This is a genomic window from Enterobacter sp. JUb54 (assembly GCF_014298075.1).
Lineage (GTDB): Bacteria > Pseudomonadota > Gammaproteobacteria > Enterobacterales > Enterobacteriaceae > Klebsiella > Klebsiella lignicola.
The window spans coordinates 1,462,822-1,488,170 of the sequence record NZ_CP060418.1 but is presented as its reverse complement, the minus strand read 5'-3'; the positions used below and the strand labels follow the sequence as shown (position 1 = coordinate 1,488,170).

Sequence of the window (25,349 nt, the reverse complement as noted above, 5' to 3'; positions counted from 1 at the left end):
CGGTGATGGCAGCCGACGTGCAGGCGGACATCGACCTGAAGGCCAACGAAACGCCGCTGCCGGTGACGGCGGATCCCACGGCGATCGCCAGGGTCCCGGCCAACTACCGTTTTGTGGAACCCGGCACGTTGACGGTGGCCATTTCGGCGCTGAACTCGCCGCCGCTGGCGCTGCTGGCAAGCGACAACCGCACGCGCATCGGCAGCGATCCGGATATCGCCCGTCTGCTGGCGGGAAGTTTAGGGCTCAAGCTTAAGCTGGTGCCCACGGCGTGGGAAGACTGGCCGCTGGGGATCACCTCCGGGCGCTATGATGTGGCGCTGGTCAATATCGCCGTCACCGAGCAGCGTAAAACGAAGTTCGATTTCGCCACCTATCGCGTCGATTCGCTGGCGTTTTCCGTGAAGTCGACCAGCAATATTGCGCAAATCAGCGGTCCGGCGGACCTCTCGGGTCGCAAGGTGATCGTCGGTTCCGGTACCAATCAGGAGCGTATTTTGTTGGGCTGGAACGAGGAAAACAAAACGGCAGGGCGCCCGCCGGCGCTGCCGGTCTATCTGACCGATGACGCTTCTGGCAATCTGTACATCCAGTCCGGGCGCGCCGACGTCTTCTTTGGCCCGCAGTCGACGGCGGCTTACAAAGCGGCGCTGAGCGGCACCACCAAAGTGGTGGGGTTGGGGCCGAAGAAAGCCTGGGTGGCGACCACCACCAACAAGGGCAACGGCCTGGTGTATGCGCTGCAGGCGGCGCTGGACGGCGCTATCGCGCGCGGGGAGTATCAGCAGGTGCTGGCGCGTTGGGGAGAGCAGGGCGAGGCGGTGGCGCAATCAGCGGTGAACCCGCCGGGTATTACCTACTAAAAAACCGCTGTTTCGCAGGAGTGTGTTGCGAAACAGCGGGGGCGATATTCGCCAGGGATTTAACTTCAGGCAAGGCGCGGGGTGAGGGTTATCCGGTCCAGCGGGCCGACCACAAACAGGTATGAGAACAGGCCCAGTACGCCCATGGAGCCGACATACAAAATGGCGTAATCAAACGAGTGGGTGTTGGCGAGGATCACCCCAATCACCAGCGGGGTGATGATGCTCGCCAGGTTACCGCACATGTTAAACACGCCGCCGGCAATGCCGAGCATCTCTTTCGGCGAGGTATCGCTGAGAATGCACCAGCCAAGGTTGCCAAACCCTTTGGCGAAGAAGGCCAGACTCATGGCGGCGATGACGACCACTTCCGAACTGGTATAGTTAGCCACGACAATCACGCAGGAGAGCAGCATGCCGCAGATCACCGGCAGTTTACGGGCGGTGGTCAGGCTGTAGCCCTGTTTCAGCAGCCAGTCGGAAAAGACGCCTCCCAACAGTCCGCCGATGAATCCGGCGATCGCCGGGATACTGGCGACGAAGCCCACCTTCAGAATCGACATCCCCTTGGCCTGATACAGATAGGTGGGAAACCAGGTCAGGAAGAACCAGGTAATCGACGTCACGCAGAACTGGCCGATATAAACGCCGATCATCATCCGGTTGACGCAGACGCTTTTAATCTGCGCGAGGGTGAGTTTCTGCTGTATTTTACGACTACCCAGCTCCGGCTCGCCGCCGCCATCGCGGATATAATCGATTTCCTGTTGATTGATGCCTGGGTGCTGTAGCGGATCTCTGACTTTAATCAGCCAGAATATCCCCAGTACCACCCCGATGGCGCCAATATAATAAAAGACGTAATGCCAGCTTAAATTATGCAAAATAATGGTCATCAACGGGGTAATAATACCCAGAGAGATATATTGTGCCGCCTGGTAAACCGAGGTGACGAACCCTCGCTCTTTATTCGGGAACCACTGGACGCTCAGGCGGCTATTGGCGGGAAACGCCGGCGCTTCTATAGCCCCCATCATCAGGCGTAAAATAATCAACACGATCAGTGGGCTGGCGTACAGGTAGATGGTGCCCTGAAACATGGTGACGACGGACCAGCCAATTAATGCAAAGCCGTAGACTAGGCGGGAGCCATATTTATCCAGCAGCCAGCCGCCGGGGATCTGCATCACCACATACGAAATCCCGAATACCGAAAAAGCCAGCCCCATGGCTTCGGGATCGAAACCTAACTCTTTACTCATCATCGGGGCAACGACGGACAAGGTTGCCCGGTCGGCATAATTAAATACGGTGGCGAGAAACAGAAATATCAAAATACCATAACGCACTTTGCTGGGTTTTATTGGCGTTGTCATGTTATTCAACTCCTTTACAGGGTTGCATTGTAGGTACAGCGGATTTCAGCCGTGAATCGGCCGGTAGCCCGGATACGGCGCTTGCGCCGCAATCCGGGGAAATTGATTAAGGGCGCTGACCAAACTCGCAGCTGTGCTGGGTCCAGCGGCGGGCCTGTTCGCTGAGGGTGAAGCCCAGGCCGTGGCGTTCAGATACCCACATCCGCCCGTCGCGCAGCTCCAGCTGTTCGTTAAACAGCGGGTTAAGCCATTCGAAATGTTCCAGCCACGGCTCCAGCGGGTAGGCGGCGGCGAGATGCAGGTGGACCTCCATGGCAAAATGCGGTGCCAGCTTGCGGCCATGCTTCGCGGCGAGATCCATAATTTTGAGGAACGGCGAGATGCCGCCCACCCGCGGAGCGTCGGGCTGAACCACGTCGCTGGCGTTGCCGAGGATCAGCTGTTCATGTTCACGGAAGCTGGTCAGCATTTCACCGGTGGCGATAGGGGTGTCCAGCGCCGCGGCAAGCTGGGCGTGGCCTTCGACATCGTAGGCGTCCAGCGGCTCCTCAATCCACACCAGATTGAACCCTTCCATTTTGCGCCCCATGCGGATGGCGGTTTCACGATCCCACTGCTGATTGGCGTCGACCATCAGCGGGAAATCATCCCCCAGCACTTCCCGCACCGCCGTCAGACGACGAATGTCTTCGGCGGTGTTGGGCTGGCCGACTTTGAGTTTGATCCCGCCGATGCCGTTTTCCCGCGAGATAGCCACGTTCTTCAGCACCTGATCCAGCGGGGTATGCAGGAATCCGCCCGAGGTGTTGTAGCACTGCACGGAATCGCGGTGGGCGCCGAGGAGTTTGGCTAACGGCAGCCCGGCGCGTTTGGCTTTCATATCCCACAGCGCGATATCGATAGGGGAGATAGCCTGCACCGCCATGCCGCTGCGGCCCACGGAAGCCCCGGCCCACAGCAGCTTGGTGTAGATCTTATCGATATCATTCGGATCTTCGCCGAGCAGGTTATCGGCAATCTCTTTGGCGTGGGCGTAGATCCCCTGGCCTCCGGCCCGTTTCGAGTAGCTAAAGCCGACGCCTTCATAACCATCACGGGAGCGGATTTCGGCAACGATAATCGCCACTTCGGTCAGCGGTTTTTGCCGACCGGTGAGCACTTTGGCATCGCTGACCGGCGTCGCCAGCGGTAAAAAGGCCAGTGACAGTTTGACGTGAGCAATGCGGTCGCCGGTTTCAGCCGCGGTTTTGGCCCCGAGGGTTTTGGCGTAGCTCACGGACTCGGAATTTGCGCTAAAGGTCATGGTAGGTTCCTTTCAGGTTATAAAATGTTTGCGCTAACATTTCTAATCCTGAACGCTGACTTGCGCCATCGCATTGACTTTAATTTGTACAAACGATCACAACTGACGATAATTTAGGGTGAAATTATGCAAGTGACATCACGATCCAAGCAGGTTTGTGAAAAGCCACAATAATCAATGATAGCGATAACATTTAATGGGCGGCAACGCTGATAGTATCGGGCTGAGAGCGGCAGAGGCTGGCAATTGCGAGGGGCATCATCAATAATGCCCACAGGAAAACGACTCAACACAGGGGCTTCGTCGTGAAAAGCAGAAAACCGTCGCGGGCGCCGACGCTGGATGATGTCGCTCGTAGCGCCGGGTTGTCATCGATGACGGTCAGCCGGGCGCTAAATACCCCGCAGCTGGTGCGCCCGAAAACGGTGGAGAAAGTGATGCAGGCGGTGCAGGCTACCGGCTATATCCCCAATGCGCTGGCGGGTGGACTGGCGTCGCGGCGAAGCAAACTGATCGCGGTGGTGGTGCCGCAGATCAACAACAATATGTTTGTCGATACCATCCAGGCGCTCAGCGATACCCTGGCGGCGCGCGGCTATCATATGCTGCTGTGCGTGGCTGGCTACAGTCGCCAGACCGAAGCCGAACTGGTGGCGACCTTACTCTCACGCCGCCCGGATGGTGTGGTGTTGACCGGTATTCAGCACGCTGCGGCGCTGAAAAAAACCATTCTTAATGCCGCCATTCCGGTGGTGGAAATCTGGGATCTGACCCCCACGCCGCTGGATATGCTGGTGGGCTTTTCGCATGAGAAGGTCGGCGAAACCATCGGCGAGTTTCTACTGCACAAAGGCTACTGTCGCCCGGGACTGCTATGGGCCGCAGACGCGCGCGCGGCGCTGCGTAAGCAGGGGCTGCGCGCCGCGCTCAGCAAAAACGGCATATCCGCCGCACCGCAGATTGAAGTGCCGCTGCCGGCGTCACTGGCGTTGGGACGTCAGGGCCTGGCGCAGCTGCTGGATTCCGCCTCGTTTGATGTCATCGTCTGCAGTTCGGACACGCTGGCGCAGGGGGCGATCATGGAAGCCGAAAGCCGTGGCCTGCGCGTGCCGCAAGACCTGGCGGTGATTGGCTTTGGCGATCTGGATTTTGCCGCCAGCAATCGCCCGGCAATCACCACCGTCAGCGTCGACCGCCACGCCATTGGCGAACAGGCGGCGACGCTGCTTGCTGACCGCATCGAAGGACGCGAGGAAGGCGAGGTGATTATTGATATCGGTTTTCAGCTGGTGGCGCGCGAGTCGGCGTAGACGGATCAGCGCAGCGCCACCGGGGAATGACGCCAGAACCGCCGGTTTCTGCCTACACTTAGCGTTTAACGTGGAGGCCGAATATGATCACCGTTTATGGCGCACTCGGCTGGGGCTCGGCGATTAGCGAGCTGATGCTGACGCTGGCCGGGATGCCTTACCACTTTGTTAACGTCGGGGGCTTTGACCAACCTGGCCCGCAGCGCGATCGCCTCAAACAGCTAAACCCGCTGTGTCAGGTGCCGACCCTGACGCTGGATGACGGTCGCGTGATGACTGAGTCCGCAGCGATCGCCCTGATGATCCTCGACCAGCGTCCGGATCTGGCGCCCGACCCGGGTACGCCCCAGCGTCAGCAGTTTCAGCGCCTGCTGATCTGGCTGGTGGCCAACGTCTATCCCACGTTTACCTATGCGGACTATCCGCAGCGCTGGGCCGCCGATGCGCCCGAGCAGCTGCGGGAAAACTGTATTCAGTATCGACAATCACTCTATCTGTGGCTGGAGCAGCAGCTGGCCGCCGCGCCGTACGCGCTGGGGGCGGAGATAACCCTGCTGGATTGCTATATCGCGGCGATGTATTCATGGGGGCCGCGGCAGGCGTGGTTTGACGGGCATACGCCGAAGTTGGCTGCGGTGGCGGAAACGGTCTATCAACGGCCTGAGCTTCAGCCGGTGCTACGTGACAACGGGTTGATTTAAGGCACAAATAGCGAACCGATACCTCGGGGCTATGCTAATTTATCGCACTGACACTAAGGAGCCTGCTATGCCACATGTTGATATTAAATGTTTTCCCCGTGAACTGGCCGATGAACAAAAAACCGCGCTGGCGAACGACATCACCGAGGTGCTGATTCGCCACCTCAGCAGCAAGGACAGCGCGGTGAGCGTTGCCCTGAACCAGGTTGAACCCGGCGACTGGCAGCAGGTCTGGGACAGCGAAATCGCCCCGCAGATGGAGCAGCTGATTAAAAAGCCCGGCTACAGCATGTAATCATCGAGTGACCCCGGATGGCGGCGCGATGCGCCTAATCCGGGCTACGGAATGGTGCAGTTTGTAGCCCGGTCAGCGTAGCGCCACCGGGAATCCCGGATGGCGGCCCGGGCCACAGTATTGTGCGGAATGTAACGACAAAAGGGCGCATTTATCTGGCATTGATCTATTCGAAAAACGAAAGGGATGAATTAAGCCAGGAACAAAAAAGGATGTTAAGACAGGTTGCTGGTTTATTAAACTAATATATAAACAGTAAGTCAGGCTGAGCAAACATTTGTAGCGACAGAGAGCCAACTGAGGTGTTTATGAAAGATGAATTGTTTGCCGATCTGCTGGCCAGTGCAGAAGAGATGGTCAGGATTGAAAAAGGCGAGCAAACGCCAAAGGTAGAGCATATTCATACCTTTAGCGAGATTGACGTGAGAGCGATACGGGAAGCAACTGGTTTGAAACAGCAGGATTTCGCGGTTGCCGTTGGCGTCAGCTATGAGCTGGTAAAAAGCTGGGAAACCAAACGACGTCAGCCAACCGGCCCCTCAAGGAAGTTGCTTTTACTGCTTCAAGGCAATCCAGTTATTATTGATAAATTAAAAAGCATTTAAAATAAGATGCTCAAAGGCAGGATTGTTTTATTTTGGCTGTTTTTACAAAAATTGAGATAAAAAGGATAGTTAAAAACCTGCATTTATAACTGCTATCTGTCTTCATTATTATTCCACTGGATAGCCAGTCGTCCTGTCTTAAGCCCAGCGAAGACCGACGCCGGGTGCAGCGTTAAGATACCCCGGATGGCGGCGCAGGGCGCCTTATCCGGGCTACAGTATTGTGCGGTGTGTAGCCCGGTCAGCGCAGCGCCACCGGGAAATACCCCAATATATCCCTCGCAAAAGTTGCCGCGTCGCTGGGGAGATTATTTCAAGGGAATATTCTGCTCTTTTGCCCATCTACGCAATCGGACACAAGCGTTGGCGTAGGGTGACGAGGTGTTTAGTGAAATCATCCGCCCAAGCGTCCATTTGCCGTACCACGGGCGACCGTACAGTGCCTCGTCGTCACTGGTCGCGATTTGGACCATTATCTTCTGCTTAACCTCATGTAGGTCAGCCAGTAAAGAAGTGAAGTCCCGCGAAGGATAATCGCCATAAAACTTCTGTGCCAACTGCCCAAGCTGATTCCATTAAAAACCGGTTTCAGGAAGGTCTACAGGCGTTTGTGCTTTGTCGAGAGTAATCCATTTAAGCACCAGTTCGTTCCATCCCAACAAATAACAGACCAGATCGCGTACGCTCATGACTGTGCCTTGCGCATGACCAGGTAAGTTTTTTTCAGCTGCTTTTTCCTTGGGGATATGCGCAAGGTAATTTGCTAATGTGGTGAAGTTTTTGTCAATAGCTTGCAGAAGCTGAATCTGGGTTTGCGGTATGCTCATCGTGAGTTCCTTTCTGAGATGATATGGATGATTCCCGGATGGCGGCGCGATGCGCCTAATCCGGGCTACAGTATTGTGCGGTGTGTAGCCCGGTCAGCGCAGCGCCACCGGGGAGTTGGCCGCAGGATATTATCCCGCCAGCGCCTGCAGGTGCTGCTGCATATTACCGGTTACCGCGGCGGCATTGATGTGATCAAAATAGCCATACCAGCCGCTGGCAGCGATACCGGCCAGCAGGGCATCGCGGGCCTGGGCGTCAGGAAAACGCCAGATCCCCAAAAAGCGGTGCGGAGCCGCGTTGTCGATGGCCGTATCGGTTTCCGCCAGCGTCAGCAGTTCAACCCCCCATTGTGCAAGACCGCTCATCCCGGACTGAATGCCCTGAATAAACGCGCTACGTTGCGCCTCTGACAGCGCGTGCCAGGCGGCGTTGGGAGTGTAGAGTTCAACCAAATAATGAGACATGTTTGCTGCTCCTTTACGTTGTGTTTTAACACGAATCAGATGCGGCTTTTCCCGCCAGCGTTCCGGCGGCGACTTTCGCCAGCAGGCCAGCCAGTTGGCTGCGCTCCGGCGCCGAGAGATGGCTGAACAAACCGGCAATCCAGCGGCTGTGTTGGGCAAAAACCTTGCCGATCAGCTGCTTGCCTTCGGGGGTTAATGCAATACGCATCGCCCGGCCATCAAGAGGGTCGGCATGACGTTCAATCAACTGGTCGCGCTCAAGACCGTTCAGCAGACCGGTGATCGTCGCCCGGGTGACGCCGGCTCTTTCTGCCAGCACGTTGGGGGCGAGGCCCTCAGGCGCGGCATCAAGCAAAAACAGCAGCACGAAGCGCCCCTCGGATAGCCCCCAGGGTGCCAGCAGCGTCGCGCAATCGCGGTCGATGGCGGCAGCTAACGACAGGGTCTGAAAACAGAGGCGGATATTGTCCACATCGGCAAGCTGATGACGTTCGGCTTCCTGCAGTAGCGATAGGTATTTTTGTTCGAGCTCCATAGTGGCCTCCGTCAGATAGTATGGTGCCTAACTATATGCCTGAAGCAATGAACGATCAACCTGCTAAAAAAGAGAGTGTCGCGGGGAGAAGGCAGGCTCAGAGCCTGGCCCATTAGGCTATTTTATTTGCCATTTTGGCCCTGGGCAGTGCTCACCATCCTCACGTACTGCGTGTTCGCTCCGGTGGTTCTGCGCTGTCCGTGGCCAAACTGGCTGCATCAATCTACGCCTACTGGGATAGGCTCTTAACCACCTGCCTCGGTAAAGAAAGGTTACTCTTCCGGCATATTGGCCTGCACGTGGCGGCCGCTGGCGACAAAATTTCCGGTGCCGAGATGATGCAGCGTATTGAGCTTATCGTCGTCGAACTGCCAGCGACCGGTAGCAAATGCGCGCTCATCGGCGGCAGCGGAAACTACCTCGCCAAACAGGGTATCGTACTGCTCCTGGGCTGAGCCTGACGGGAGCAGGCGGCACTCCATCCACGCCAGACACTTCTCTTCGATTAACGGCAGTCCCAGAACCGGGCCGTTGACCACCGGAATACCGTAGGCGTTGAATTTATCCTCGTCCCGCCCGCTGATGCTGCCCACGGCATAGGTCCAGCTGGCCGCAGCCACCCCGGGAACCACGATGCCGAAGGTGCCGTTGCGCTCGATAATTTCCCGCGTCCAGGCGCTTTTATCCACCACGATCGCCAGCCGGGGCGGCGCGAATTCGACGGGCATAGACCATGCGGCGGCCATCACATTGCGGCGTTGCGTCTGGGCGTCATAACTGGTGATCAGAATGGTCGGGCCATGATTGAGCAGGCGACTGGCGTACTGGAGTTCCACGTGGCGAAAACGGCTCATAAGCGTTCCTTGGTAAATGGGTCTGATGCCAGACAACACGTTAATCCGCAATGAAAACGTAATCAATACGTCATACAGGCTCCCTATAGTCGGCACCACTAAATCCCAAAGAGGATCACAACATGGAAGCTCTCCTGTCTTTATCACAGGTGAGCGCGGCCCGTCAGGTGTTAACCGCGGGCAGAGCATCGCTTTCCCAACGGGGAGGGCGAGAATGCGCGCGCTGACCAGCATCACACTCGATGGCGTCTCATTCGCCTTCGGTCCCCAGACCGTTCTTCATCAAATCGACCTGCAGATCGACGCGGGCAGCATCGTGGCGCTTTTAGGGCCGTCGGGCTGCGGCAAAAGCACCTTGCTGCGTCTGCTTGCGGGACTCACCGTGCCCGCCAGCGGCGAAATTCGTTTCGGCGACCGGCTGGTGGCAAAACGCGGTTGGGCAATGCCGCCGGAGCAGCGCGACATCGGCATGGTGTTTCAGGATTACGCCCTGTGGCCGCACATGACGGCGGCGCAGAACGTCGCCTTTCCGCTACGGATGCGCGGCGTATCGCGGCATGACCGACAAAAGCGAGTCGCTGAAGCGCTGGCGCTGGTGGGCCTCAGCGGTTTCGCCGAGCGTAAGCCTTCCGGATTGTCCGGCGGGCAGCAACAGCGCGTGGCCCTGGCTCGCGCCATCGTCGCTGAACCCCGGGTCCTGCTGTTTGATGAGCCGCTCTCCAATCTCGATAGCGAACTGCGGGAGTCACTGTGCGTGGAGATGAGCCGTCTCTTGCGACAGTTGGGGATCACCGCCGTATACGTCACTCACGATCGCCGCGAAGCCGAGCTGCTGGCCGACAGAATTGTTCATCTCTCGGCGGGCGCCATCGCCGCCGTGCGCACCGTTACTTCATCCTCAGGGGAACTTGCATGAAAACTGTTATGACCATTAAGAAAGGAGCTGCGCTCGCGATGCTGTTGTCCGCCACCATGATGTCCAGCGCCCATGCGCTGACCGTATACACCGCCGGTCCCGGCTCGCTGGCGAAGAACCTTGCCAGCGGCTATGAGAAGAAAACCGGAGTGAAGGTCAATATTTTCCAGGCCACCACCGGCAAGGTGATGGCCCGTCTGGAAGCCGAGCAGGCCAACCCGCAGGCGGATGTGCTGATCTCTGCCTCCTGGGATACCGCCGAGGATTTACATCACCGCGGCTGGCTGCTGCCGTACCAGAGCGCCAATGCCGATAAGGTGCCGGCGAACCTGAAAACGGCGGATTATGTCGCGCAGGGGATCTCGGCGCTGGGTATCGTCTGGAATACCAAAAGCGGGACCCCGGAGCCGAAAGAGTGGCGCGACCTGACCGAAGCGGCGTTCAAGGACAAAGTGACCACGCCGGACCCGGCGCTCTCCGGCGCATCGCTGGATTTGCTGATCGGGTTACAAAATGGCATGGGCGATAAAGCCTGGGCGCTGTTTGACGATCTGAAGCGCAACGGCATGGTGGTCAGCGGGCCGAACGCTCAGGCGGTTACCCCGGTGATGCAGGGGGCGAAAGCGGCGGTATTCGGCGCGGTGGATTATGTCTCCTATGGCAACATCCATCAGGGCGAATCCCTGAAGGTGATTTTCCCCGCCAGCGGCACGGTGATTGCGCCGCGTCCGATGATGATCCTCAAGACCAGCCAGCATGCTGATGATGCCAAAGCCTTCGTTGATTATGTTCTGTCGCCGGAAGGCCAGGCGCTGGTTGCCGATGCCTGGCTGATGCCGGCGCGCAGCGATGTCCAGGCCAGGCGCCCGCTGCTTAATGAGCTGAAGATCCTACCGACCACCAGCGATGGCAGCAGTGAACGTAGCGCGGTGCTGTCCCGATTCAATACGCTGTTCGCACAGTAAACCGATGTGTCCCCAACGTATCCGGGGGATCCGGTCTGGCACATTTCCCGGAGGCGGCGCTGGCGCGCCTGTCCGGGCTACCGGACTATCAGCGACGTAGCCCGGTCAGCGCAGCGCCACCGGGGCCGGCACATTTCCCGGAGGCGGCGCTGATGCGCCTGTCCGGGCTACTGGATCATCAGCGACGTAGCCCGGTCAGCGCAGCGCCACCGGGGCCGGCACATTTCCCGGAGGCGGCGCTGGCGCGTCTGTCCGGGCTACCGGACCATCAGTGACGTAGCCTGGTCAGCGCAGCGCCTCCGGGGATCGGGCGACAGAACTGCCGATAGGTTGCGGGCGATTATTTTCCAGGAACATGCCGTGAAACAAACATTGATATCCGGGTTTACGCTGACCGCGCTGCTGGTGCTGGTGGCGTTACCGTTGTTATTTATCGTCCTGCAGGCGATATTTCCGCACTTCAGCGCCGGTTCGCTGGACGGGGCATTGAGCGGCGTTTCGACGCTGGCCAAAGAACCGCAGCTGCTGTCGATGCTCGGCGGCACCCTGTGGGTCGCCGCTGGCGTGGCGCTGATAAGCGTGCTGATTGGCCTGCCGCTGGGGGTATTGCGCGGTCTGTTTACGCTGCCGATGCCGCGCCTGTGGGATCTGCTGTTCCTGATCCCGTTTCTGACGCCGCCCTATATTTCGGCCCTGTCGTGGATGCTGGTGCTGCAAAGCAACGGCTATCTGCAACAGCTCACGGGCTGGGATCTTAACGACCTGCTGTTCAGCCGCAGCGGGATCGTGCTGGTGATGACCTTTAACATCTTCCCGGTGGTCTATTTCGCCGTTTCCCGCAGCCTGCTGGCGAGCGGTCAACGGCTGGCGATGGTGGCCCGCGTGCATGGCGCCAGCGCCTGGCGGGCCTTCTGGCATATCACGCTGCCGATGCTCTCGCCGGCGCTGGCGGCGGGGATGCTGCTGGCGTTTACTCTGGCAATTGAAGAGTACGGCGTTCCGGCGGCGCTGGGCTCGCGGGCCGGGCTGACGATGCTCACCGTCGGCATCGAGAAAAAACTCGCCGACTGGCCGATTGATTTACCCGGCGCCTCGCTGCTGTCGCTGTTGCTGATCGCGGTGGCGCTGCTGGCCTGGTGGCTGCAAAAGCGGCTTACGGGCGATACAGAGGTCACCAGCGTGACCGGCAAGCCGGGAGAGAACAGCGGTGCCAGCCTCGGCTGGCTGGCGACGCCGGCGGTACTGCTGATGGCCGGCGTTGGCGGGCTGGCGGTGGTGCTGCCGGGGGCCTCGATGGTGCTGACCAGCCTGATGGGCACATTATCCGGCGGTATTCACAGCGATAATTTTACCTTGCGTCATTTTACCGCGCTGTTTGCCCAGCAGGGCGATGCGCTGTCGGCGTTGGGGACCAGCCTGTCGCTGGCGCTGGCGTCGGCATTGATTGTCGGGCTGATCGGACTGCTGGCGGCCTGGCTGGTGCTGGTGCAGAAAATCAAGGGCAGCGCCCTGGTCGATGCCTTATCGTTGATGCCGGCGGCGCTCCCGGGGGTGGTGGTGGGCGTGGGGTTGATTCTGCTGTGGAACCAGCCGTTCTGGCCGGTTTCGCCCTATAACAGCTGGTTTATGCTGCTGCTCTCCTATTGCTGCCTGCTGTTGCCGTGGCCGGTGCGCTATGTCGGCAGCGCACTGCGCCAGCTCGGCACCAACCTCGAACCGGCAGCGCGGGTACACGGCGCCACGCCTCTGCAGGCGCTGCGTTTAATCGTCCTGCCGCTGGTGTTTCCGGCGCTGCTGGCCGCCATGCTGATGGTGTTTGCGGTGGCCTCGCGCGAGCTGGTGACCTCGCTGCTGCTGGCACCGGCCGGTACCCAGACCGTAGCGGTGTTTATCTGGCGCCAGTTTGAGCAGGGCTCGGTCGGGCAGGGAATGGCGATGGCCTCGCTGACGCTGTTGACCGGGCTGGTATTGATGCTCAGCGCGTTGGCGTTAATGCAGCGGAGCACACGCGAATAAATACGACCGCACAAAATAGACGGTCAAACGGCAAAAATAGGCTATAAATGTCGGACACCGATTGCTGGAGGCATTGATGAGTCCATTTTTAAGCGCCTATTTTTCCCGTCTGGGCTGGACGGGAACCCCTGATGTTTCTATCGACACCTTGCGCGACCTGCATATTCACCACAACAGCGCCATCCCGTTTGAAAATCTGGATGTGCTGTTGCCCCGGGAGATCCACCTTGACGATCGCACGCTGGAAGAGAAGCTGGTGAACGGTCAGCGTGGCGGCTACTGCTTCGAGCAAAACGGTCTGCTGGAAAGAGCGCTGCGCGAGCTGGGCTTTAAAGTCCGCAGCCTGTTGGGAAGAGTGGTGCTGGCGAATCCGCCGCAGATGCCGCCGCGTACCCATCGTTTGCTGCTGGTAGAAGTGGAGGGCGAACGCTGGATCGCCGATGTCGGTTTCGGCGGGCAGACGCTGACCGCACCGATTCGCCTGCTGGCGGATGTCGAGCAAGCCACCCCGCACGGTGAGTATCGCCTGCTGTGTGAGGGAGAGGCCTGGACGCTGCAGTTCAGCCACCACGGCCACTGGCAGTCGATGTACCACTTTGACCTCGGTCACCAGTACGCCTCCGACTATGTGATGGGCAATTTCTGGTCGGCCCACTGGCCGCAGTCGCATTTCCGCCACCATCTGCTGATGTGCCGCCATCTGCCGGACGGCGGCAAAATGACTTTAACTAACTTCCACTTCACCCACTGGGATAAGCACCATGTGGTTGAGAAGATTGACTTCCCGGACGTTCCGGCGCTGTATGCCGCGCTGCAGTCCCGTTTCGGCCTCGGCGTCGATGATGCCAAATATGGTTTCAGCGAAGCGGAACTGGCAGCGGTGATGGCGGCGTTTGATACCCATCCGGAAGCCGGTAAGTAGGGCGCTCAAGGGCCGGAAACGACGTTCTCCGGCCCGCATCCGTCGTCACCGCGTAACCGGGACATCCGTTAAACAGAACATCTTGCCGCCGCTGAACGACCAGTCTTCCGGCTCGGTAAAGCCGATCACCACCATCACCTCGTGCGGACTGATGCCCAGCGACTGTTCAAGTCGCGTCACTAAATCCTGATAAAAACGCTGCTTTTGCAGAGGGCTGCGCGGCTTACCGGCGGTTATCTGAAACAGCAGGAAATCATCGCTGCGCCCGGCTTCAGCCGTGCAGAGATAGTGCGGGTTAACTATCCGCTGCCCTGAACGGTAGCAATCGAACAGCTGAAAGCAGTCACCGGCCGGGACCGAAAAATGGTCTTCCAGCGCCTGCTGTAACGCGGTGCTAATCGCGGCGTGCCAGGGGGCGAAACGTTGCTCTGAAATCGCAATGCGGGTTACGGGCATCGTCGTCTCCTTATTCCGCGTTGAGCTGGTGCAATACGTTTAATGCCGACACCGCAGCAGGCCAGCCGGCATAAAACGCCAGGTGGGTCATTAGCTCGGTGATTTCGCTTTGGGTGACGCCGTTTTTTTCAGCGAACTGCAGGTGCCAGCCGAGCTGTTCCGGGCGATACAGGGCAACCAGCGCGCTAAGGGTAATCAAACTTCTGTCGCGCGCAGAGAGTTCCGGACGCTGCCAGATATCGTTAAACAGCACCTCTTCGCTCAGCGAGGCCAGTTTTGGCGCCAGTTGTGCGAGGTTTTCCCGTGTCAGATGACCGTTACTCATGTTTTTGCCCTTATTGTGAAATTAGTGGGGTGTCACAGAGACGATATCCGGTTATGATTGTTTTGATAATCATATAATTCATGACAAATAGTCCTGAAAAACGGGATGATTGATAATGGCCAGAAGACCACTGACCCTGGATGCCGATGCGCTGCGTGCTTTTGTCACCGGGATGGAGTTGGGGAGTTTTGCCCTGGCGGCGGAGCGCCTCGGACGTTCAACCTCGGCAGTCAGCGCGCAGCTGAAAAAACTGGAGCAGCAGACCGGCATGGCGCTGGTGCAGAAGGCGGGCCGTCATCTGGCATTGACGCCTGAAGGCGAAATCATGCTGGGTTATGCGCGACGCATGCTTAGTCTCAATGACGAGGCCTGTACCGCGTTGCAGGCCAGAGGGGTGAGCGGCGAGGTGCGTCTCGGGTTGCAGGAGGATTTTGGCGAGGTGCTCCTGCCGGCGATCCTCGGGCAGTTTGCCCGGTCCTGTCCGGAGGTTGAAATTGCCGTGACCGTGACCCGCAACGCGCCGCTGCGAGAGGCGATGCTGCACCAGGAGCTTGACCTGGCGCTGAGCTGGGAAGGGCGCGAGCAACCGGCTTTTGACCGGGCGCTGGGAAGGGCGCAGCTGCGCTGGATCGCGGCGCCAGAGTTCGACATCGCCACGTATCTCGCCAAAAACCAGCCGTTGCCGCTGCTGGCGTTTGAAGCGCCCTGTGTGATGCGTACCGCCGCCACAACGGCATTAGATAACGCCGGTATTCCCTGGCGTATTGCGTTTACCAGCCGCAGCCTGAACGGTATCTGGGCCGCCGCCTCTGCCGGGTTAGGGGTCGCGCTACGTACCACCATCGGCATGCCGGCGACGCTGCAGGTCATTAAGGCCACAACGCTGCCCGAAGCGGGAGATATTGGCGTCGGGCTATATGGCGATGAACGTCGCCTTACTGCACCGGCAAAGCTGCTGCTTGATACCATTATTGACTGCTTTGCGCTGCATCTGCCGCCGACGGACGCTGCGCCGTGGCAGCCAAAACGCTAATAAGCCGGGCTGTTACTCACATTGTTATTAACCCGGCTATTTCATTCACTATATTTATGTAAAAAACCAAACAATAAAGCCGAACATGGCGATGATGCCGACAAATATAATGTTGCCGGTATAGTCTTTTACTTCCTGCATATACTCATCATTAAATTGATTTAACGCCTTAACGGCCTGGACTTCGTTCTCTGCATCCACTTCAATATGATGTTTTCTAAACCCTTTTTGCTTCATCTCTTTAATAAATGCACGGGTCACTTGTTCTTTTGGAAACGCTTTGCCACCGCTGGTGCTGATAAAAATGACATATTTATTCATGGTTCCCTCACTGGAAACGTCTCTTCCGTTGGCGTCATGGTGTTAAGGCAAATATGACAATCATGAGAGGCGAGTATAAAACATGGCGAGGATTGGCGACAGATACCGCCGGTGCAATAAAAACGCCCGACTCCTGAACCGGAAGCCGGGCGTTTGCTTTTAACAAGGAGTACCAGCTATAGGGTTAGCCCCTCAGCGCCGGGATCGCACCAGCTGATAGCGGCGGGTTAAATATTCGATCGGTGCGCTCCAGACGTGCACCAGGCGGGTGAAGGGGAAGATTAGGAAAATGGTCATCCCGAGCACCAGGTGGACGCGGTAGATAAACGCCACGCCATCAAGATGCGCCGAGGCGCCGCCGTGGAAGGTCACCACCGCCTGGGCCCAGTCCACCAGCTTTAACATCTCGCTGCCGTCAGGGTGCTGGGCCGAGAAGGGAATGGTGGTTAACCCCAGAATGCACTGAATCAGCAAAATGCTGAGGATCACAATGTCCGCCGTCGATGAAGTGGCGCGAATGCGCGGGTTGGTCAGCCGACGAATCAACAGCCCCGCGCCGCCCACCAGCGTCAGCACGCCGCAGATGCCGCCGAGGATCATCGCCATCAGCTGTTTCTGCGACATCGGCAGGAACCACGAGTAGACCCAGTGCGGGGTCAGCATGCCGAAGAGGTGACCGAAGAATATCCCCAGAATGCCGATGTGGAACAGATTCGACCACAGCACCATCCCGCGTTTGTCGAGCATCTGGCTGGAGGAGGCGCGCCAGCTGTACTGCCCGTAGTCATAGCGCAGCCAGCTGCCGATGAGAAACACCGTCCCGCACACGTAGGGGTAGATGTCGTAAAAGAAGAGGTTCAGGTACTGTATCATTTCGGGCCTCCGGCACGGACGTCAACGTACTGCGGCGCGACGTCCTGGCTAAAGCGTCGTTGATAATGTTGCATCGGCGAGCTGTCGCAGGCGGTGGCGTTATCTTCGATAAACTTCACCTGCTCCTCTTCCCACACGGCATCCAGCGCCTGGCGGGTGTCATCGCGTTGCTCGCCTGCCACCTGTTTCGTGACACTGTCACTATTGAGGGGGCTGCCGGCCAGCGCCAGCAGCGTGTCAAACAGTTGATAGTAATCGCATTGTCGTTGTTTCAGACGGCCGCCCAGCAGGGCAAGGATCGGCGCGACGTTTTGCAATCCCTCCCTGGCCGCGTCCGTCTCGAGCGTGCTGAGGTACTCGAGATAGAGCGGCAGATGGTCCGGCAGCTCCCGGCAGTCGAGCTGCAGACCGGCCTGCTCGTACTGGTTCATCAGATTGACCATCGCCTGGCCGCGGTCGCGGGATTCCGCATGCACATGTTCGAACAGCAGCAGTGAGGTGGCGCGCCCGCGCTCGAACACCTCGCACCATTCGGCCTGGCGGTCGAGCAGCGGCGCGGCCAGCAGCGGGGCGGCAAACGGCAGCAGCGCCGGCGCATCGGCGCCGACCAACGCCAGCGCCTCCTCGCGGTTGTCCCACAGCAGGGCGTCCGGGTACTCCAGCAGCAGCCCGATGACATTAAGGATCCGCATTAGTCTTTCTCCCCAATGTTGATCGCATCGATACGCTGGCTGTTGAACAGGTTGAATTTGGTATCCGAGCCGTGGCAACCGTCACCGAAAGTAAAACCGCAGCCGTTACGTTCCGGGAAGGCATCTTCCGCCATTTCACGGTGGCTGGTGGGGATCACAAACCGGTCTTCATAGTTGGCGATAGCCAGATAGCGGTACATCTCTTCAACCTGCTCGACGCTTAACCCCACTTCTTCGATCGCCCGGGTATCGGTGACCCCTTCGACGGTCTGGGAGCGTTTATAGTGGCGCATCGCCATCATGCGTTTCAGGGCGCGCAGCACCGGGCCGGTATCGCCGGCGCTCAGCAGGTTCGCCAGGTACTGCACCGGAATACGCAGGCTCTCCACCGCCGGCAGAATTGTGCCTTTATTCGGCAGACCGCCGGCATCGGCGACCGACTGGATCGGCGACAGCGGCGGCACGTACCAGACCATCGGCAGGGTGCGGTATTCCGGGTGCAGCGGCAGCGCCAGCTTCCAGTCCATCGCCAGTTTATACACCGGAGACTTCTGCGCCGCTTCGATCACGTTGTGCGCAATGCCCTGTTTCAGCGCTTCTTCAATCACCGCCGGATCGTGCGGATCGAGGAACACATCGCACTGACGTTCATAGAGATCGGTTTCATGCTCGGTGCTGGCCGCTTCCTCAATCCGGTCGGCGTCATACAGCAGGACGCCGAGGTAGCGAATGCGCCCGACGCAGGTTTCTGAGCAGACCGTCGGCTGGCCGGACTCGATGCGCGGATAGCAGAAGATGCACTTCTCAGATTTGCCGCTTTTCCAGTTAAAGTAGATTTTCTTGTACGGACAACCGCTGATGCACATGCGCCAGCCGCGGCATTTATCCTGATCGATCAGCACAATGCCATCTTCTTCACGCTTATAGATGGCGCCGCTCGGACAGGTGGCGACGCAGCTCGGGTTGAGGCAGTGTTCGCACAGGCGCGGCAGATACATCATGAAGGTGTTTTCAAACTGGCCGTACATCTCTTTCTGCATCGCCTCGAAGTTGCGGTCGTGGGCGCGTTTTTCAAATTCGCCGCCCAGCAGCTCCTCCCAGTTTGGCCCCCAGCTGATTTTGTCCATTCGTTTACCGCTGATCAGCGAGCGCGGGCGGGCGGTCGGCAGATGCTCACTTTCCGGCGCGGTGTGCAGATGCTGGTAATCGAAGGTGAAGGGTTCGTAATAGTCATCGATGCCCGGTAGTTGCGGGTTGGCGAAGATTTTTGATAGCACGCCCACCCGGTTGCCTAGGCGCGGGGTCAGCTTGCCGGTGATCCCCCGGATCCAGCCGCCTTGCCACTCTTCCTGGTCTTCCCAGTTTTTCGGATAGCCGATGCCGGGTTTAGTTTCGACGTTATTAAACCAGGCGTATTCCATCCCTTCGCGCCCGGTCCAGACGTTTTTACAGGTGACCGAACAGGTGTGGCAGCCAATGCATTTGTCGAGATTCAGCACCATCCCGACCTGTGAGCGTATTTTCATTTTTTCGCCTCCTGTACCTGATCGCGACCTTCGTTATCCAGCCAGCTGATGTTTTTCATTTTACGAATCATGATGAATTCATCGCGGTTGGAGCCGACGGTACCGTAATAGTTAAAGCCGTAGGCCAGCTGCGCATAGCCGCCAATCATATGGGTTGGTTTGGGGCAAATACGGGTCACGGAGTTATGGATCCCGCCGCGACGACCGGTTACTTCGGAGCCGGGAATATTCATGATGCGTTCCTGCGCGTGGTACATCATGGTCATCCCCGGTGGGATACGCTGGCTCACCACCGCGCGGGCGGTAAGGGCGCCGTTGGCGTTGAAGGCTTCGATCCAGTCGTTATCTTCAATGCCTAACTCTTTGGCGTCGGTTTCGCTAAGCCAGACGATCGGCCCGCCGCGCGACAGGGTCAGCATCAGCAGGTTTTCACTGTAGGTGGAGTGAATCCCCCATTTCTGGTGCGGCGTGAGGAAGTTGAGCGCCTTTTCCGGGAAGCCGTTGGGCGGGATCTCGCGCATGTGGCTGACGCTGCGGGTATCAATCGGCGGACGGTAGACCACCAGGCTTTCGCCGAAGTCGCGCATCCACGGATGGTCCTGATACAGCTGCTGGCGGCCGGAGAGGGTGCGCCACGGGATCAGCTCGTGGACGTTGGTGTAGCCGGCGTTGTAAGAAACATGTTCGCTTTCGAGGCCGGACCACGTCGGGCTGGAGATGATTTTGCGCGGCTGCGCCTGGATATCGCGAAAACGAATCTTCTCGTCTTCTTTGTTGATTGCCAGATGGGTGTGATCGCGCCCGGTAAACTCGCCGAGCGCTTGCCAGGCTTTAACCGCGACCTGACCGTTGGTCTCCGGCGCCAGGCTGAGGATCACCTCCGAGGCATCGATGGCGCTGTCGATGCGCGGTCGGCCTTTGGCCGGGCCGTCGAGCTTAACGTAATTGAGTTTGCCAAGGAATTCGACCTCATCCTCGGTTTTCCAGTTAATGCCCTTGCTGCCGTTGCCGAGCTTATCCAGCAGCGGCCCCAGCGAGGTAAAGCGCTCGTAGGTCGCCGGATAATCACGCTCCACCACCGCGATGGTTGGCGCGGTTTTTCCGGGGATCAGATCGCATTCGCCTTTATGCCAGTCCTGCACCTCAAACGGCTGGGATAGCTCGCCCGCCGAATCGTGCTGCAGCGGCAGAAGCACCACATCCGTTTCAGTATCGAGATGCCCCACGCAGACCGTCGAAAAGACCCGGGCAATCTCTTTATAGATTTCCCAGTCGCTTTTGGCTTCCCAGGCCGGGTCGACCGCGGCGGAGAGCGGGTGGATAAACGGGTGCATATCCGAGGTATTCATATCGTCTTTTTCATACCAGGTGGCGGTCGGCAGGACGATATCGGAGAACAGACAGGTGCTCGACATCCGGAAATCGAGCGTCACCAGCAGGTCGAGTTTGCCTTCGATGGCGGCGGTCTGCCACTCCACCTCTTCGGGTTTCACCTCGTCCGTGGCCCCTAGTTCATCGCCCTGAATGCCGCTGTCGGTACCCAGCAGATATTTGAGCATGTACTCGTGGCCTTTGCCGGAAGAACCCAGCAGATTAGAACGCCAGATAAACATATTGCGCGGGTGGTTTGCGCCGCTGTCCGGCTGCTCGCAGGCAAAGCGGATCGCGCCGGATTTCAACGCCTGGACGGTGTAGTCCGCCGGCGACAGTCCGGCGACATCGGCCTGCTGTTTGATGGTCAGCGGGTTGAGGTTCAGCTGCGGCGCGGAAGGCAGCCAGCCCATCCGTTCCGCCCGAACGTTAAAATCAATCAGGTGGCCGGTATAGCGGCTGGCATCCGCCAGCGGGGAGAGCAGTTCCTGGGCGGTGAGCTTCTCGTAACGCCACTGGCTGGAGTGGTTATAAAAATAGGAGGTGCTGTTCATCTGCCGCGGCGGGCGGTTCCAGTCGGTGGCAAAGGCCAGCGGTAGCCAGCCGGTCTGCGGGCGCAGCTTCTCCTGGCCGACATAATGCGACCAGCCGCCGCCGCTCTGGCCGACACAGCCGCAGAAGACCAGCATATTGATCATCCCACGGTAGTTCATGTCCATGTGATACCAGTGGTTCACCCCGGCGCCGAGGATGATCATCGACCGGCCATGGGTCTTATGCGCGGTGTCGGCAAACTCCCAGGCAATTTGCTCAATGTGCTGGCGCGGGACGCCGGTGATCTGCTCGGCCCAGGCCGGGGTATAGGCTTTGATTTCGCTAAAATCGCTGGCCGCATTGCTGTCATCAAGCCCGCGATCGAGGCCGTAGTTGGCCAGCACCAGGTCATAGACGCTGACCACCAGGGCGCTGTCGCCGTTAGCCAGCGTCAGGCGTTTTGCCGGTAGCGGGTGAATGATCACCGGCTGCTGGGCCACGCTGCGAAAGTGAGGGTTCTCATTGCCGCCAAAGTAGGGGAAACCCACGGGGACCACGGCGTCGTTAAAGGGCAGCAGGGAGAGCGCCAGTTCGGTCTCTTTTCCGGCGGCCAGCGGTTCGAGGTTCCATTTGCCTTTTTCACCCCAGCGAAAGCCAATGGAGCCGTTGGGAGCCACCAGTTCACCGGCGCTGCTGAACGCCACGGTTTTCCACTCCGGGTTGTTACTTTCCCCCAGCCCGTCCAGCAGGTCGGAGGCGCGGACCATGCGGCCCGGCACCAGGCTGCCGTCAGCGCGCTCCTCAAGCATCACCAGCATCGGCATGTCGGTATAGTGGCGGCAGTAGTTGAGGAAGTAGTCGCTTGGGTTGTCGAGATGGAAACACTTTAAAATCACGTGGCCCATGGCCATAGCCAGCGCGCTGTCGGTGCCCTGTTTCGGCGCCAGCCACTGGTCGCACAGTTTTGCCACTTCCGAATAATCCGGCGTGATGGCGATGGTTTTGGTGCCTTTGTAACGGACCTCGGTAAAAAAGTGGGCGTCCGGGGTGCGGGTCTGCGGCACGTTCGACCCCCAGGCGATGATGTAGCTTGAGTTATACCAGTCGGCGGATTCCGGGACATCGGTCTGCTCACCCCAGGTCATCGGCGAGGCCGGCGGCAGGTCGCAGTACCAGTCGTAGAAGCTCAGGCAGGTGCCGCCAATCAGCGACAGATAGCGGGTGCCGGCGGCATAGGAGACCATCGACATCGCCGGGATCGGCGAGAAGCCCACAATGCGGTCCGGGCCATACTGTTTGATGGTCCAGACGTTGGCGGCGGCAATCAGCTGGTTCAGCTCTTTCCAGGTCGAGCGAATAAAGCCGCCTTTGCCGCGCATCTGTTTGTAGCTGAGGCACTTCTGGCGGTCCTGCATGATGCTGTCCCAGGCATCGACCGGGTCCGGATGCAGCGCCAGCGCTTCGCGCCACAGCTCAATCAAGCGCTTGCGCGCCAGCGGGTATTTCAGGCGGTTGGCGCTGTAGAGATACCACGAGTAGCTGGCGCCGCGCGGGCAGCCTCGCGGTTCGTGGTTGGGCAGATCCGGGCGGGTGCGCGGGTAGTCCGTCTGCTGGGTTTCCCAGGTGACCAGGCCGTTTTTAACGTAAATTTTCCAGCTGCAGGATCCGGTGCAGTTGACCCCATGGGTGGAGCGGACGATCTTGTCAAACTGCCAGCGCTGCCGGTAGCTATCCTCCCAGTCACGGTTGGTATCCAGTAGCTGGCCGTGGCCGTTGGCAAAGGTCTCGCGTTTCTGCTTAAAGTAGCGAAAGCGATCCAGTAGTTTGCTCATGACATTATCTCCTGACGGAGGCAGGCGCCTCCGTGGTTACCGTGCTCAGCAGGGTTGTGATTATTTTGTGGCGGGCTTGCGACGGCCGTAGACCAGCCAGGTCACCAGTACGCAGACGACATAAAAGACGAAGAACACCTTCATGGCGCCGACCGGCGAGCCGGTCATGGCGAGCGACGTGCCGAAGGCTTTGGGGATGAAAAAGCCGCCGACCGCGCCGATGGCGGAGATAAACCCCAGCGCCGCGGCGGTGTCGGTGACCGCTTCATGCTGGGCCTGCTCATCGCTACCGCCGCGTTTCTTGACGCTGTCGATGGTTATCTGACGGAAGATGACGGCAATCATCTGGAAGGTGGAGCCGCTGCCGAGACCGGCGGTGAGGAACAGCCCCATAAACACGATGTAGAAAGCAAGAAAGCTGCCGGAACCGGAGCCCGGCAGGGTCAGAAACAGCAGGCCGGTAAACAGCGCCATCAGGATAAAGTTCACCAGGGTTACCTTCACGCCGCCCAGCCGGTCGGAAATGATGCCGCCGAATGAGCGCGCCAGGGCGCCGATAAACGGCCCGAAGAAAGCTAGCTTGAGGATGTTAACGTCGGGAAACTGGGTCTTCGCCAGCATTGCGAAGCCGGCGGAGAAGCCGATAAAAGAGCCGAAGGTGGCAAGATAGAGCAGGCTCAGCAGCCACATATGCGGGCGTTTTAAGACCGGCAGCTGATCGCGGATCGCCGTTTTGGAGCCGGCAATATCGTTCATGCCGAACCACGCGGCGACGGTGGCCGCCAGCAGCAGCGGCACCCAGATCAGCGGCGAGTTACCCAACCACAGGGTCGAACCATCCCCTTGGTCAACGCCGCGCACGCCGAGGAAGGTGAAGATCGGTAAAAAGATCACCACCGGCGACAGCAGCTGCATCACGCTGACGCCGAGGTTACCCAGGCCGCCGTTGACGCCCAGGGCGCTGCCTTGCTTCGCTTTGGGGTAGAAAAAGCTGATGTTGCCCATGCTGGAGGCGAAGTTAGCCCCGGCAAAACCGCAGAGCAGGGCGATGATGATAAACATCCAGAACGGCGTTGCCGGATTCTGTACCGCGATCCCCAGCCACAGGCACGGGACCACTAATATCACCGTGCTGATTACCGTCCAGTAGCGCCCGCCAAATATCGGCACCATAAACGAATAGGGCACCCGCAATATTGCGCCCGACAGCGAAGGGAGCGCGGTTAATAAAAACAGCTGGTCGGTAGTGAAATTAAAACCGACTTTATTCAGATTGACCGCAACGGCGCTGAATAACATCCAGACGCAGAAGGCCAGTAGCAGACAACTGACTGAAATACAAAGATTCCTCCGTGCAATTGCCTTTCCTTTATTTTCCCAGAATGCCGGATTTTCTGGTCGCCAGTCTTTTAAAAGGTAATGATTATCTTTCTCATTTTCTCTCGACATATTGCCCTCGAATACCCAGTAACCAAAGGAAAATTAAATTTGAGAAAACAGCAAATTAATCAGAAGAGGTGATTCAGGATGGCAGATCTTATTATTGTCGTGATTGAAGAATAGATAAAAAAATAGCCGTGGCAGAATGCCCGCTGCGAATAGGGTTTTATTATTTGTTACTAAATGTAAATTTTAGCAGGATAAACCACCAGCAATGCGCTGCGGTCTATGTCAGCTCAGGGCCCGACAGACGGGGCCTGAGCAGGGATCTGCCGCGTGGGAGCACTGGCCTGGTCAGGAGCGTAACAGTTCCATCGCTATATTATTATTTATATAACGAGTGAAGGTGCTATCGTCAATAACGTCCATCCCCAATACATAGATCCCGTCCAGACCGCAGACCAGCGAAATTAAGCGCCAGGCAATATCTTCAGGGCTATCGGTGGGGTGAAATTCACCGCTGTCGACGCCGTCGCGAATAATATTCACGGTTTCCGTGTGCCACATCGACATGGTCAGCAGGTAGGCCGCTTTGATATCGCTATCGCTGCCGGCGAGCAGCTGGCCCTCGCGCCACAGGCGAATATAGGGTTCCAGCCGGCGATCTTCGCTCCCGAGCACCGCGAACAACCGCTCCTGGCAGCTGCTCTGCGGGGATACCAGCTGAATATCCATCATTTCGCGGATCAGCCGGACAAATACCTGGGCTTTCAGTTCGCCGGTGGAGCTGAAATGGTGGTGCAGTTGCCCGGTGGAGACCTGCGCCTCTGCGGCGATCTGTCGCACAGTCATCGCCGCCAGGCCGCCCTGCAGCGCCACGCGCATGGCCGCCAGCATGATCACTTCGCGGCGTGCTTCCCGATTTAAATAATGCATATTTCCCCGCTGAAACGTGGTGTCGATGGATAGTAACAAAAAGTTGGACAGTCGTTCAACAATCCGGCAGGATCGCATTCCTGAACATCTGTTCAATTTATAAATGTGAGGAATAAA

Annotated in this window: 25 protein-coding genes and 1 pseudogene; 11 read left to right on the top strand and 15 right to left on the bottom strand. The window is 58.5% G+C overall.

Features of this window, described 5'->3' with window-relative positions:
- The first annotated feature begins 5 nt into the window (after positions 1-5).
- The gene (locus tag HF679_RS06795) at positions 6-863 is read left to right on the top strand and encodes a transporter substrate-binding domain-containing protein (protein ID WP_187043038.1); all 858 of its coding nucleotides are present in this window, start codon (positions 6-8) and stop codon (positions 861-863) included.
- A gap of 65 nt (positions 864-928) precedes the next feature.
- Here the strand turns inward: HF679_RS06795 and HF679_RS06790 are convergent, their stop codons facing one another.
- On the bottom strand, positions 929-2,239 hold the full coding sequence (locus HF679_RS06790; RefSeq protein WP_123754217.1) for an MFS transporter: 1,311 nt from the start codon (positions 2,237-2,239) through the stop codon (positions 929-931).
- 106 nt (positions 2,240-2,345) lie between these two features.
- Entirely contained in the window at positions 2,346-3,542 is a 1,197-nt protein-coding gene (locus tag HF679_RS06785) for an L-talarate/galactarate dehydratase (RefSeq protein WP_154143768.1), read from the bottom strand.
- A gap of 305 nt (positions 3,543-3,847) precedes the next feature.
- Between HF679_RS06785 and HF679_RS06780 the strand changes: the two genes are divergently transcribed.
- From HF679_RS06780 to nadS, 4 genes are all read left to right on the top strand, one after another.
- Positions 3,848-4,852, top strand: a complete 1,005-nt coding sequence (locus tag HF679_RS06780) for a LacI family DNA-binding transcriptional regulator (protein WP_123754219.1) — start codon at positions 3,848-3,850, stop codon at positions 4,850-4,852.
- An 83-nt stretch (positions 4,853-4,935) separates the two neighbouring features.
- Entirely contained in the window at positions 4,936-5,553 is a 618-nt protein-coding gene (locus HF679_RS06775; protein WP_187042766.1) for a glutathione S-transferase family protein, read from the top strand.
- A gap of 67 nt (positions 5,554-5,620) precedes the next feature.
- Entirely contained in the window at positions 5,621-5,848 is a 228-nt protein-coding gene (gene pptA / locus HF679_RS06770) for a tautomerase PptA (RefSeq protein ID WP_187042765.1), read from the top strand.
- Between the two features lie 308 nt (positions 5,849-6,156).
- Complete coding sequence (gene nadS / locus HF679_RS06765) at positions 6,157-6,453, top strand: NadS family protein (protein ID WP_123754222.1); 297 nt, start codon at positions 6,157-6,159, stop codon at positions 6,451-6,453.
- Between the two features lie 308 nt (positions 6,454-6,761).
- Here nadS and HF679_RS06760 read toward each other — a convergent pair.
- The 4 genes and pseudogenes from HF679_RS06760 to HF679_RS06745 form a co-directional block, all read right to left on the bottom strand.
- Positions 6,762-7,280, bottom strand: a pseudogene (locus tag HF679_RS06760) (ClbS/DfsB family four-helix bundle protein).
- A 129-nt stretch (positions 7,281-7,409) separates the two neighbouring features.
- Positions 7,410-7,745 carry a DUF6616 family protein gene (locus tag HF679_RS06755; RefSeq protein WP_154143772.1) on the bottom strand — a complete coding sequence of 112 codons (336 nt, stop codon included), beginning with the start codon at positions 7,743-7,745 and terminating at the stop codon, positions 7,410-7,412.
- Between the two features lie 25 nt (positions 7,746-7,770).
- The gene (locus HF679_RS06750) at positions 7,771-8,280 is read right to left on the bottom strand and encodes a MarR family winged helix-turn-helix transcriptional regulator (protein ID WP_154143773.1); all 510 of its coding nucleotides are present in this window, start codon (positions 8,278-8,280) and stop codon (positions 7,771-7,773) included.
- Positions 8,281-8,552: 272 nt separating this feature from the next.
- Positions 8,553-9,134 carry a flavin reductase family protein gene (locus tag HF679_RS06745; RefSeq protein WP_123754226.1) on the bottom strand — a complete coding sequence of 194 codons (582 nt, stop codon included), beginning with the start codon at positions 9,132-9,134 and terminating at the stop codon, positions 8,553-8,555.
- A gap of 214 nt (positions 9,135-9,348) precedes the next feature.
- On the opposite strand from HF679_RS06745, the gene HF679_RS06740 reads away from it, so the two are divergent.
- The 5 genes from HF679_RS06740 to nhoA all read left to right on the top strand — a co-directional run bounded on the left by HF679_RS06740 (position 9,349) and on the right by nhoA (position 13,953).
- The gene (locus tag HF679_RS06740) at positions 9,349-10,050 is read left to right on the top strand and encodes an ABC transporter ATP-binding protein (protein WP_123754227.1); all 702 of its coding nucleotides are present in this window, start codon (positions 9,349-9,351) and stop codon (positions 10,048-10,050) included.
- Positions 10,047-11,015: an ABC transporter substrate-binding protein gene (locus HF679_RS06735; RefSeq protein WP_123754228.1), complete on the top strand. Its 969-nt coding sequence runs from the start codon at positions 10,047-10,049 to the stop codon at positions 11,013-11,015. The genes HF679_RS06740 and HF679_RS06735 overlap by 4 nt, the downstream gene beginning before the upstream one ends.
- Before the next feature lie 152 nt (positions 11,016-11,167).
- Entirely contained in the window at positions 11,168-11,290 is a 123-nt protein-coding gene (locus HF679_RS24845) for a hypothetical protein (RefSeq protein ID WP_255417644.1), read from the top strand.
- Between the two features lie 85 nt (positions 11,291-11,375).
- The gene (locus HF679_RS06730) at positions 11,376-13,031 is read left to right on the top strand and encodes an ABC transporter permease (RefSeq protein ID WP_187042764.1); all 1,656 of its coding nucleotides are present in this window, start codon (positions 11,376-11,378) and stop codon (positions 13,029-13,031) included.
- Positions 13,032-13,107: 76 nt separating this feature from the next.
- On the top strand, positions 13,108-13,953 hold the full coding sequence (gene nhoA / locus HF679_RS06725) for an N-hydroxyarylamine O-acetyltransferase (RefSeq protein WP_123754230.1): 846 nt from the start codon (positions 13,108-13,110) through the stop codon (positions 13,951-13,953).
- Between the two features lie 45 nt (positions 13,954-13,998).
- Here nhoA and HF679_RS06720 read toward each other — a convergent pair whose 3' ends face one another.
- A complete protein-coding gene (locus tag HF679_RS06720) occupies positions 13,999-14,409 on the bottom strand; it encodes a tautomerase family protein (RefSeq protein WP_123754231.1) in 411 nt (136 codons plus the stop codon).
- 10 nt (positions 14,410-14,419) lie between these two features.
- Entirely contained in the window at positions 14,420-14,734 is a 315-nt protein-coding gene (locus HF679_RS06715; RefSeq protein WP_123754232.1) for a carboxymuconolactone decarboxylase family protein, read from the bottom strand.
- A gap of 115 nt (positions 14,735-14,849) precedes the next feature.
- Between HF679_RS06715 and HF679_RS06710 the strand changes: the two genes are divergently transcribed.
- A complete protein-coding gene (locus HF679_RS06710) occupies positions 14,850-15,767 on the top strand; it encodes a LysR substrate-binding domain-containing protein (protein ID WP_154143776.1) in 918 nt (305 codons plus the stop codon).
- A gap of 54 nt (positions 15,768-15,821) precedes the next feature.
- Here HF679_RS06710 and HF679_RS06705 read toward each other — a convergent pair whose 3' ends face one another.
- The 7 genes from HF679_RS06705 to HF679_RS06675 form a co-directional block, all read right to left on the bottom strand.
- Positions 15,822-16,088: a hypothetical protein gene (locus tag HF679_RS06705; protein WP_154143777.1), complete on the bottom strand. Its 267-nt coding sequence runs from the start codon at positions 16,086-16,088 to the stop codon at positions 15,822-15,824.
- 192 nt (positions 16,089-16,280) lie between these two features.
- Positions 16,281-16,961, bottom strand: coding sequence for a respiratory nitrate reductase subunit gamma (gene narI, locus HF679_RS06700; protein WP_123754235.1), 681 nt, complete (start codon positions 16,959-16,961; stop codon positions 16,281-16,283).
- Positions 16,958-17,653, bottom strand: coding sequence for a nitrate reductase molybdenum cofactor assembly chaperone (gene narW, locus HF679_RS06695; RefSeq protein WP_154143778.1), 696 nt, complete (start codon positions 17,651-17,653; stop codon positions 16,958-16,960). The genes narI and narW overlap by 4 nt, the downstream gene beginning before the upstream one ends.
- Entirely contained in the window at positions 17,653-19,179 is a 1,527-nt protein-coding gene (gene narH / locus HF679_RS06690) for a nitrate reductase subunit beta (RefSeq protein ID WP_123754237.1), read from the bottom strand. The genes narW and narH overlap by 1 nt, the downstream gene beginning before the upstream one ends.
- Complete coding sequence (locus tag HF679_RS06685; protein ID WP_154143780.1) at positions 19,176-22,916, bottom strand: nitrate reductase subunit alpha; 3,741 nt, start codon at positions 22,914-22,916, stop codon at positions 19,176-19,178. Before HF679_RS06685 ends, narH begins: the two co-directional genes overlap by 4 nt.
- Before the next feature lie 60 nt (positions 22,917-22,976).
- The gene (locus HF679_RS06680; RefSeq protein WP_123754239.1) at positions 22,977-24,365 is read right to left on the bottom strand and encodes a NarK family nitrate/nitrite MFS transporter; all 1,389 of its coding nucleotides are present in this window, start codon (positions 24,363-24,365) and stop codon (positions 22,977-22,979) included.
- Positions 24,366-24,650: 285 nt separating this feature from the next.
- A complete protein-coding gene (locus HF679_RS06675) occupies positions 24,651-25,232 on the bottom strand; it encodes a TetR family transcriptional regulator (RefSeq protein WP_187042763.1) in 582 nt (193 codons plus the stop codon).
- Positions 25,233-25,349 lie beyond the last annotated feature (117 nt).

Bases quoted from the DNA above. Each gene is read 5' to 3' on its own strand.
- nadS (WP_123754222.1), top strand. From the start codon at position 6,157: ATGAAAGATGAATTGTTTGCCGATCTGCTGGCCAGTGCAGAAGAGATG.
- HF679_RS06735 (WP_123754228.1), top strand. From the start codon at position 10,047: ATGAAAACTGTTATGACCATTAAGAAAGGAGCTGCGCTCGCGATGCTG.
- HF679_RS06785 (WP_154143768.1), bottom strand. From the start codon at position 3,542: ATGACCTTTAGCGCAAATTCCGAGTCCGTGAGCTACGCCAAAACCCTC.
- pptA (WP_187042765.1), top strand. From the start codon at position 5,621: ATGCCACATGTTGATATTAAATGTTTTCCCCGTGAACTGGCCGATGAA.
- HF679_RS06710 (WP_154143776.1), top strand. From the start codon at position 14,850: ATGGCCAGAAGACCACTGACCCTGGATGCCGATGCGCTGCGTGCTTTT.
- HF679_RS06715 (WP_123754232.1), bottom strand. From the start codon at position 14,734: ATGAGTAACGGTCATCTGACACGGGAAAACCTCGCACAACTGGCGCCA.
- HF679_RS06755 (WP_154143772.1), bottom strand. From the start codon at position 7,745: ATGTCTCATTATTTGGTTGAACTCTACACTCCCAACGCCGCCTGGCAC.
- HF679_RS06675 (WP_187042763.1), bottom strand. From the start codon at position 25,232: ATGCATTATTTAAATCGGGAAGCACGCCGCGAAGTGATCATGCTGGCG.
- HF679_RS06705 (WP_154143777.1), bottom strand. From the start codon at position 16,088: ATGAATAAATATGTCATTTTTATCAGCACCAGCGGTGGCAAAGCGTTT.
- narI (WP_123754235.1), bottom strand. From the start codon at position 16,961: ATGATACAGTACCTGAACCTCTTCTTTTACGACATCTACCCCTACGTG.
- HF679_RS06745 (WP_123754226.1), bottom strand. From the start codon at position 9,134: ATGAGCCGTTTTCGCCACGTGGAACTCCAGTACGCCAGTCGCCTGCTC.
- HF679_RS24845 (WP_255417644.1), top strand. From the start codon at position 11,168: ATGCGCCTGTCCGGGCTACTGGATCATCAGCGACGTAGCCCGGTCAGC.
- HF679_RS06740 (WP_123754227.1), top strand. From the start codon at position 9,349: ATGCGCGCGCTGACCAGCATCACACTCGATGGCGTCTCATTCGCCTTC.
- HF679_RS06680 (WP_123754239.1), bottom strand. From the start codon at position 24,365: ATGTCGAGAGAAAATGAGAAAGATAATCATTACCTTTTAAAAGACTGG.
- narH (WP_123754237.1), bottom strand. From the start codon at position 19,179: ATGAAAATACGCTCACAGGTCGGGATGGTGCTGAATCTCGACAAATGC.
- HF679_RS06775 (WP_187042766.1), top strand. From the start codon at position 4,936: ATGATCACCGTTTATGGCGCACTCGGCTGGGGCTCGGCGATTAGCGAG.
- nhoA (WP_123754230.1), top strand. From the start codon at position 13,108: ATGAGTCCATTTTTAAGCGCCTATTTTTCCCGTCTGGGCTGGACGGGA.
- HF679_RS06720 (WP_123754231.1), bottom strand. From the start codon at position 14,409: ATGCCCGTAACCCGCATTGCGATTTCAGAGCAACGTTTCGCCCCCTGG.
- HF679_RS06750 (WP_154143773.1), bottom strand. From the start codon at position 8,280: ATGGAGCTCGAACAAAAATACCTATCGCTACTGCAGGAAGCCGAACGT.
- HF679_RS06685 (WP_154143780.1), bottom strand. From the start codon at position 22,916: ATGAGCAAACTACTGGATCGCTTTCGCTACTTTAAGCAGAAACGCGAG.
- HF679_RS06790 (WP_123754217.1), bottom strand. From the start codon at position 2,239: ATGACAACGCCAATAAAACCCAGCAAAGTGCGTTATGGTATTTTGATA.
- HF679_RS06795 (WP_187043038.1), top strand. From the start codon at position 6: ATGGCAGCCGACGTGCAGGCGGACATCGACCTGAAGGCCAACGAAACG.
- narW (WP_154143778.1), bottom strand. From the start codon at position 17,653: ATGCGGATCCTTAATGTCATCGGGCTGCTGCTGGAGTACCCGGACGCC.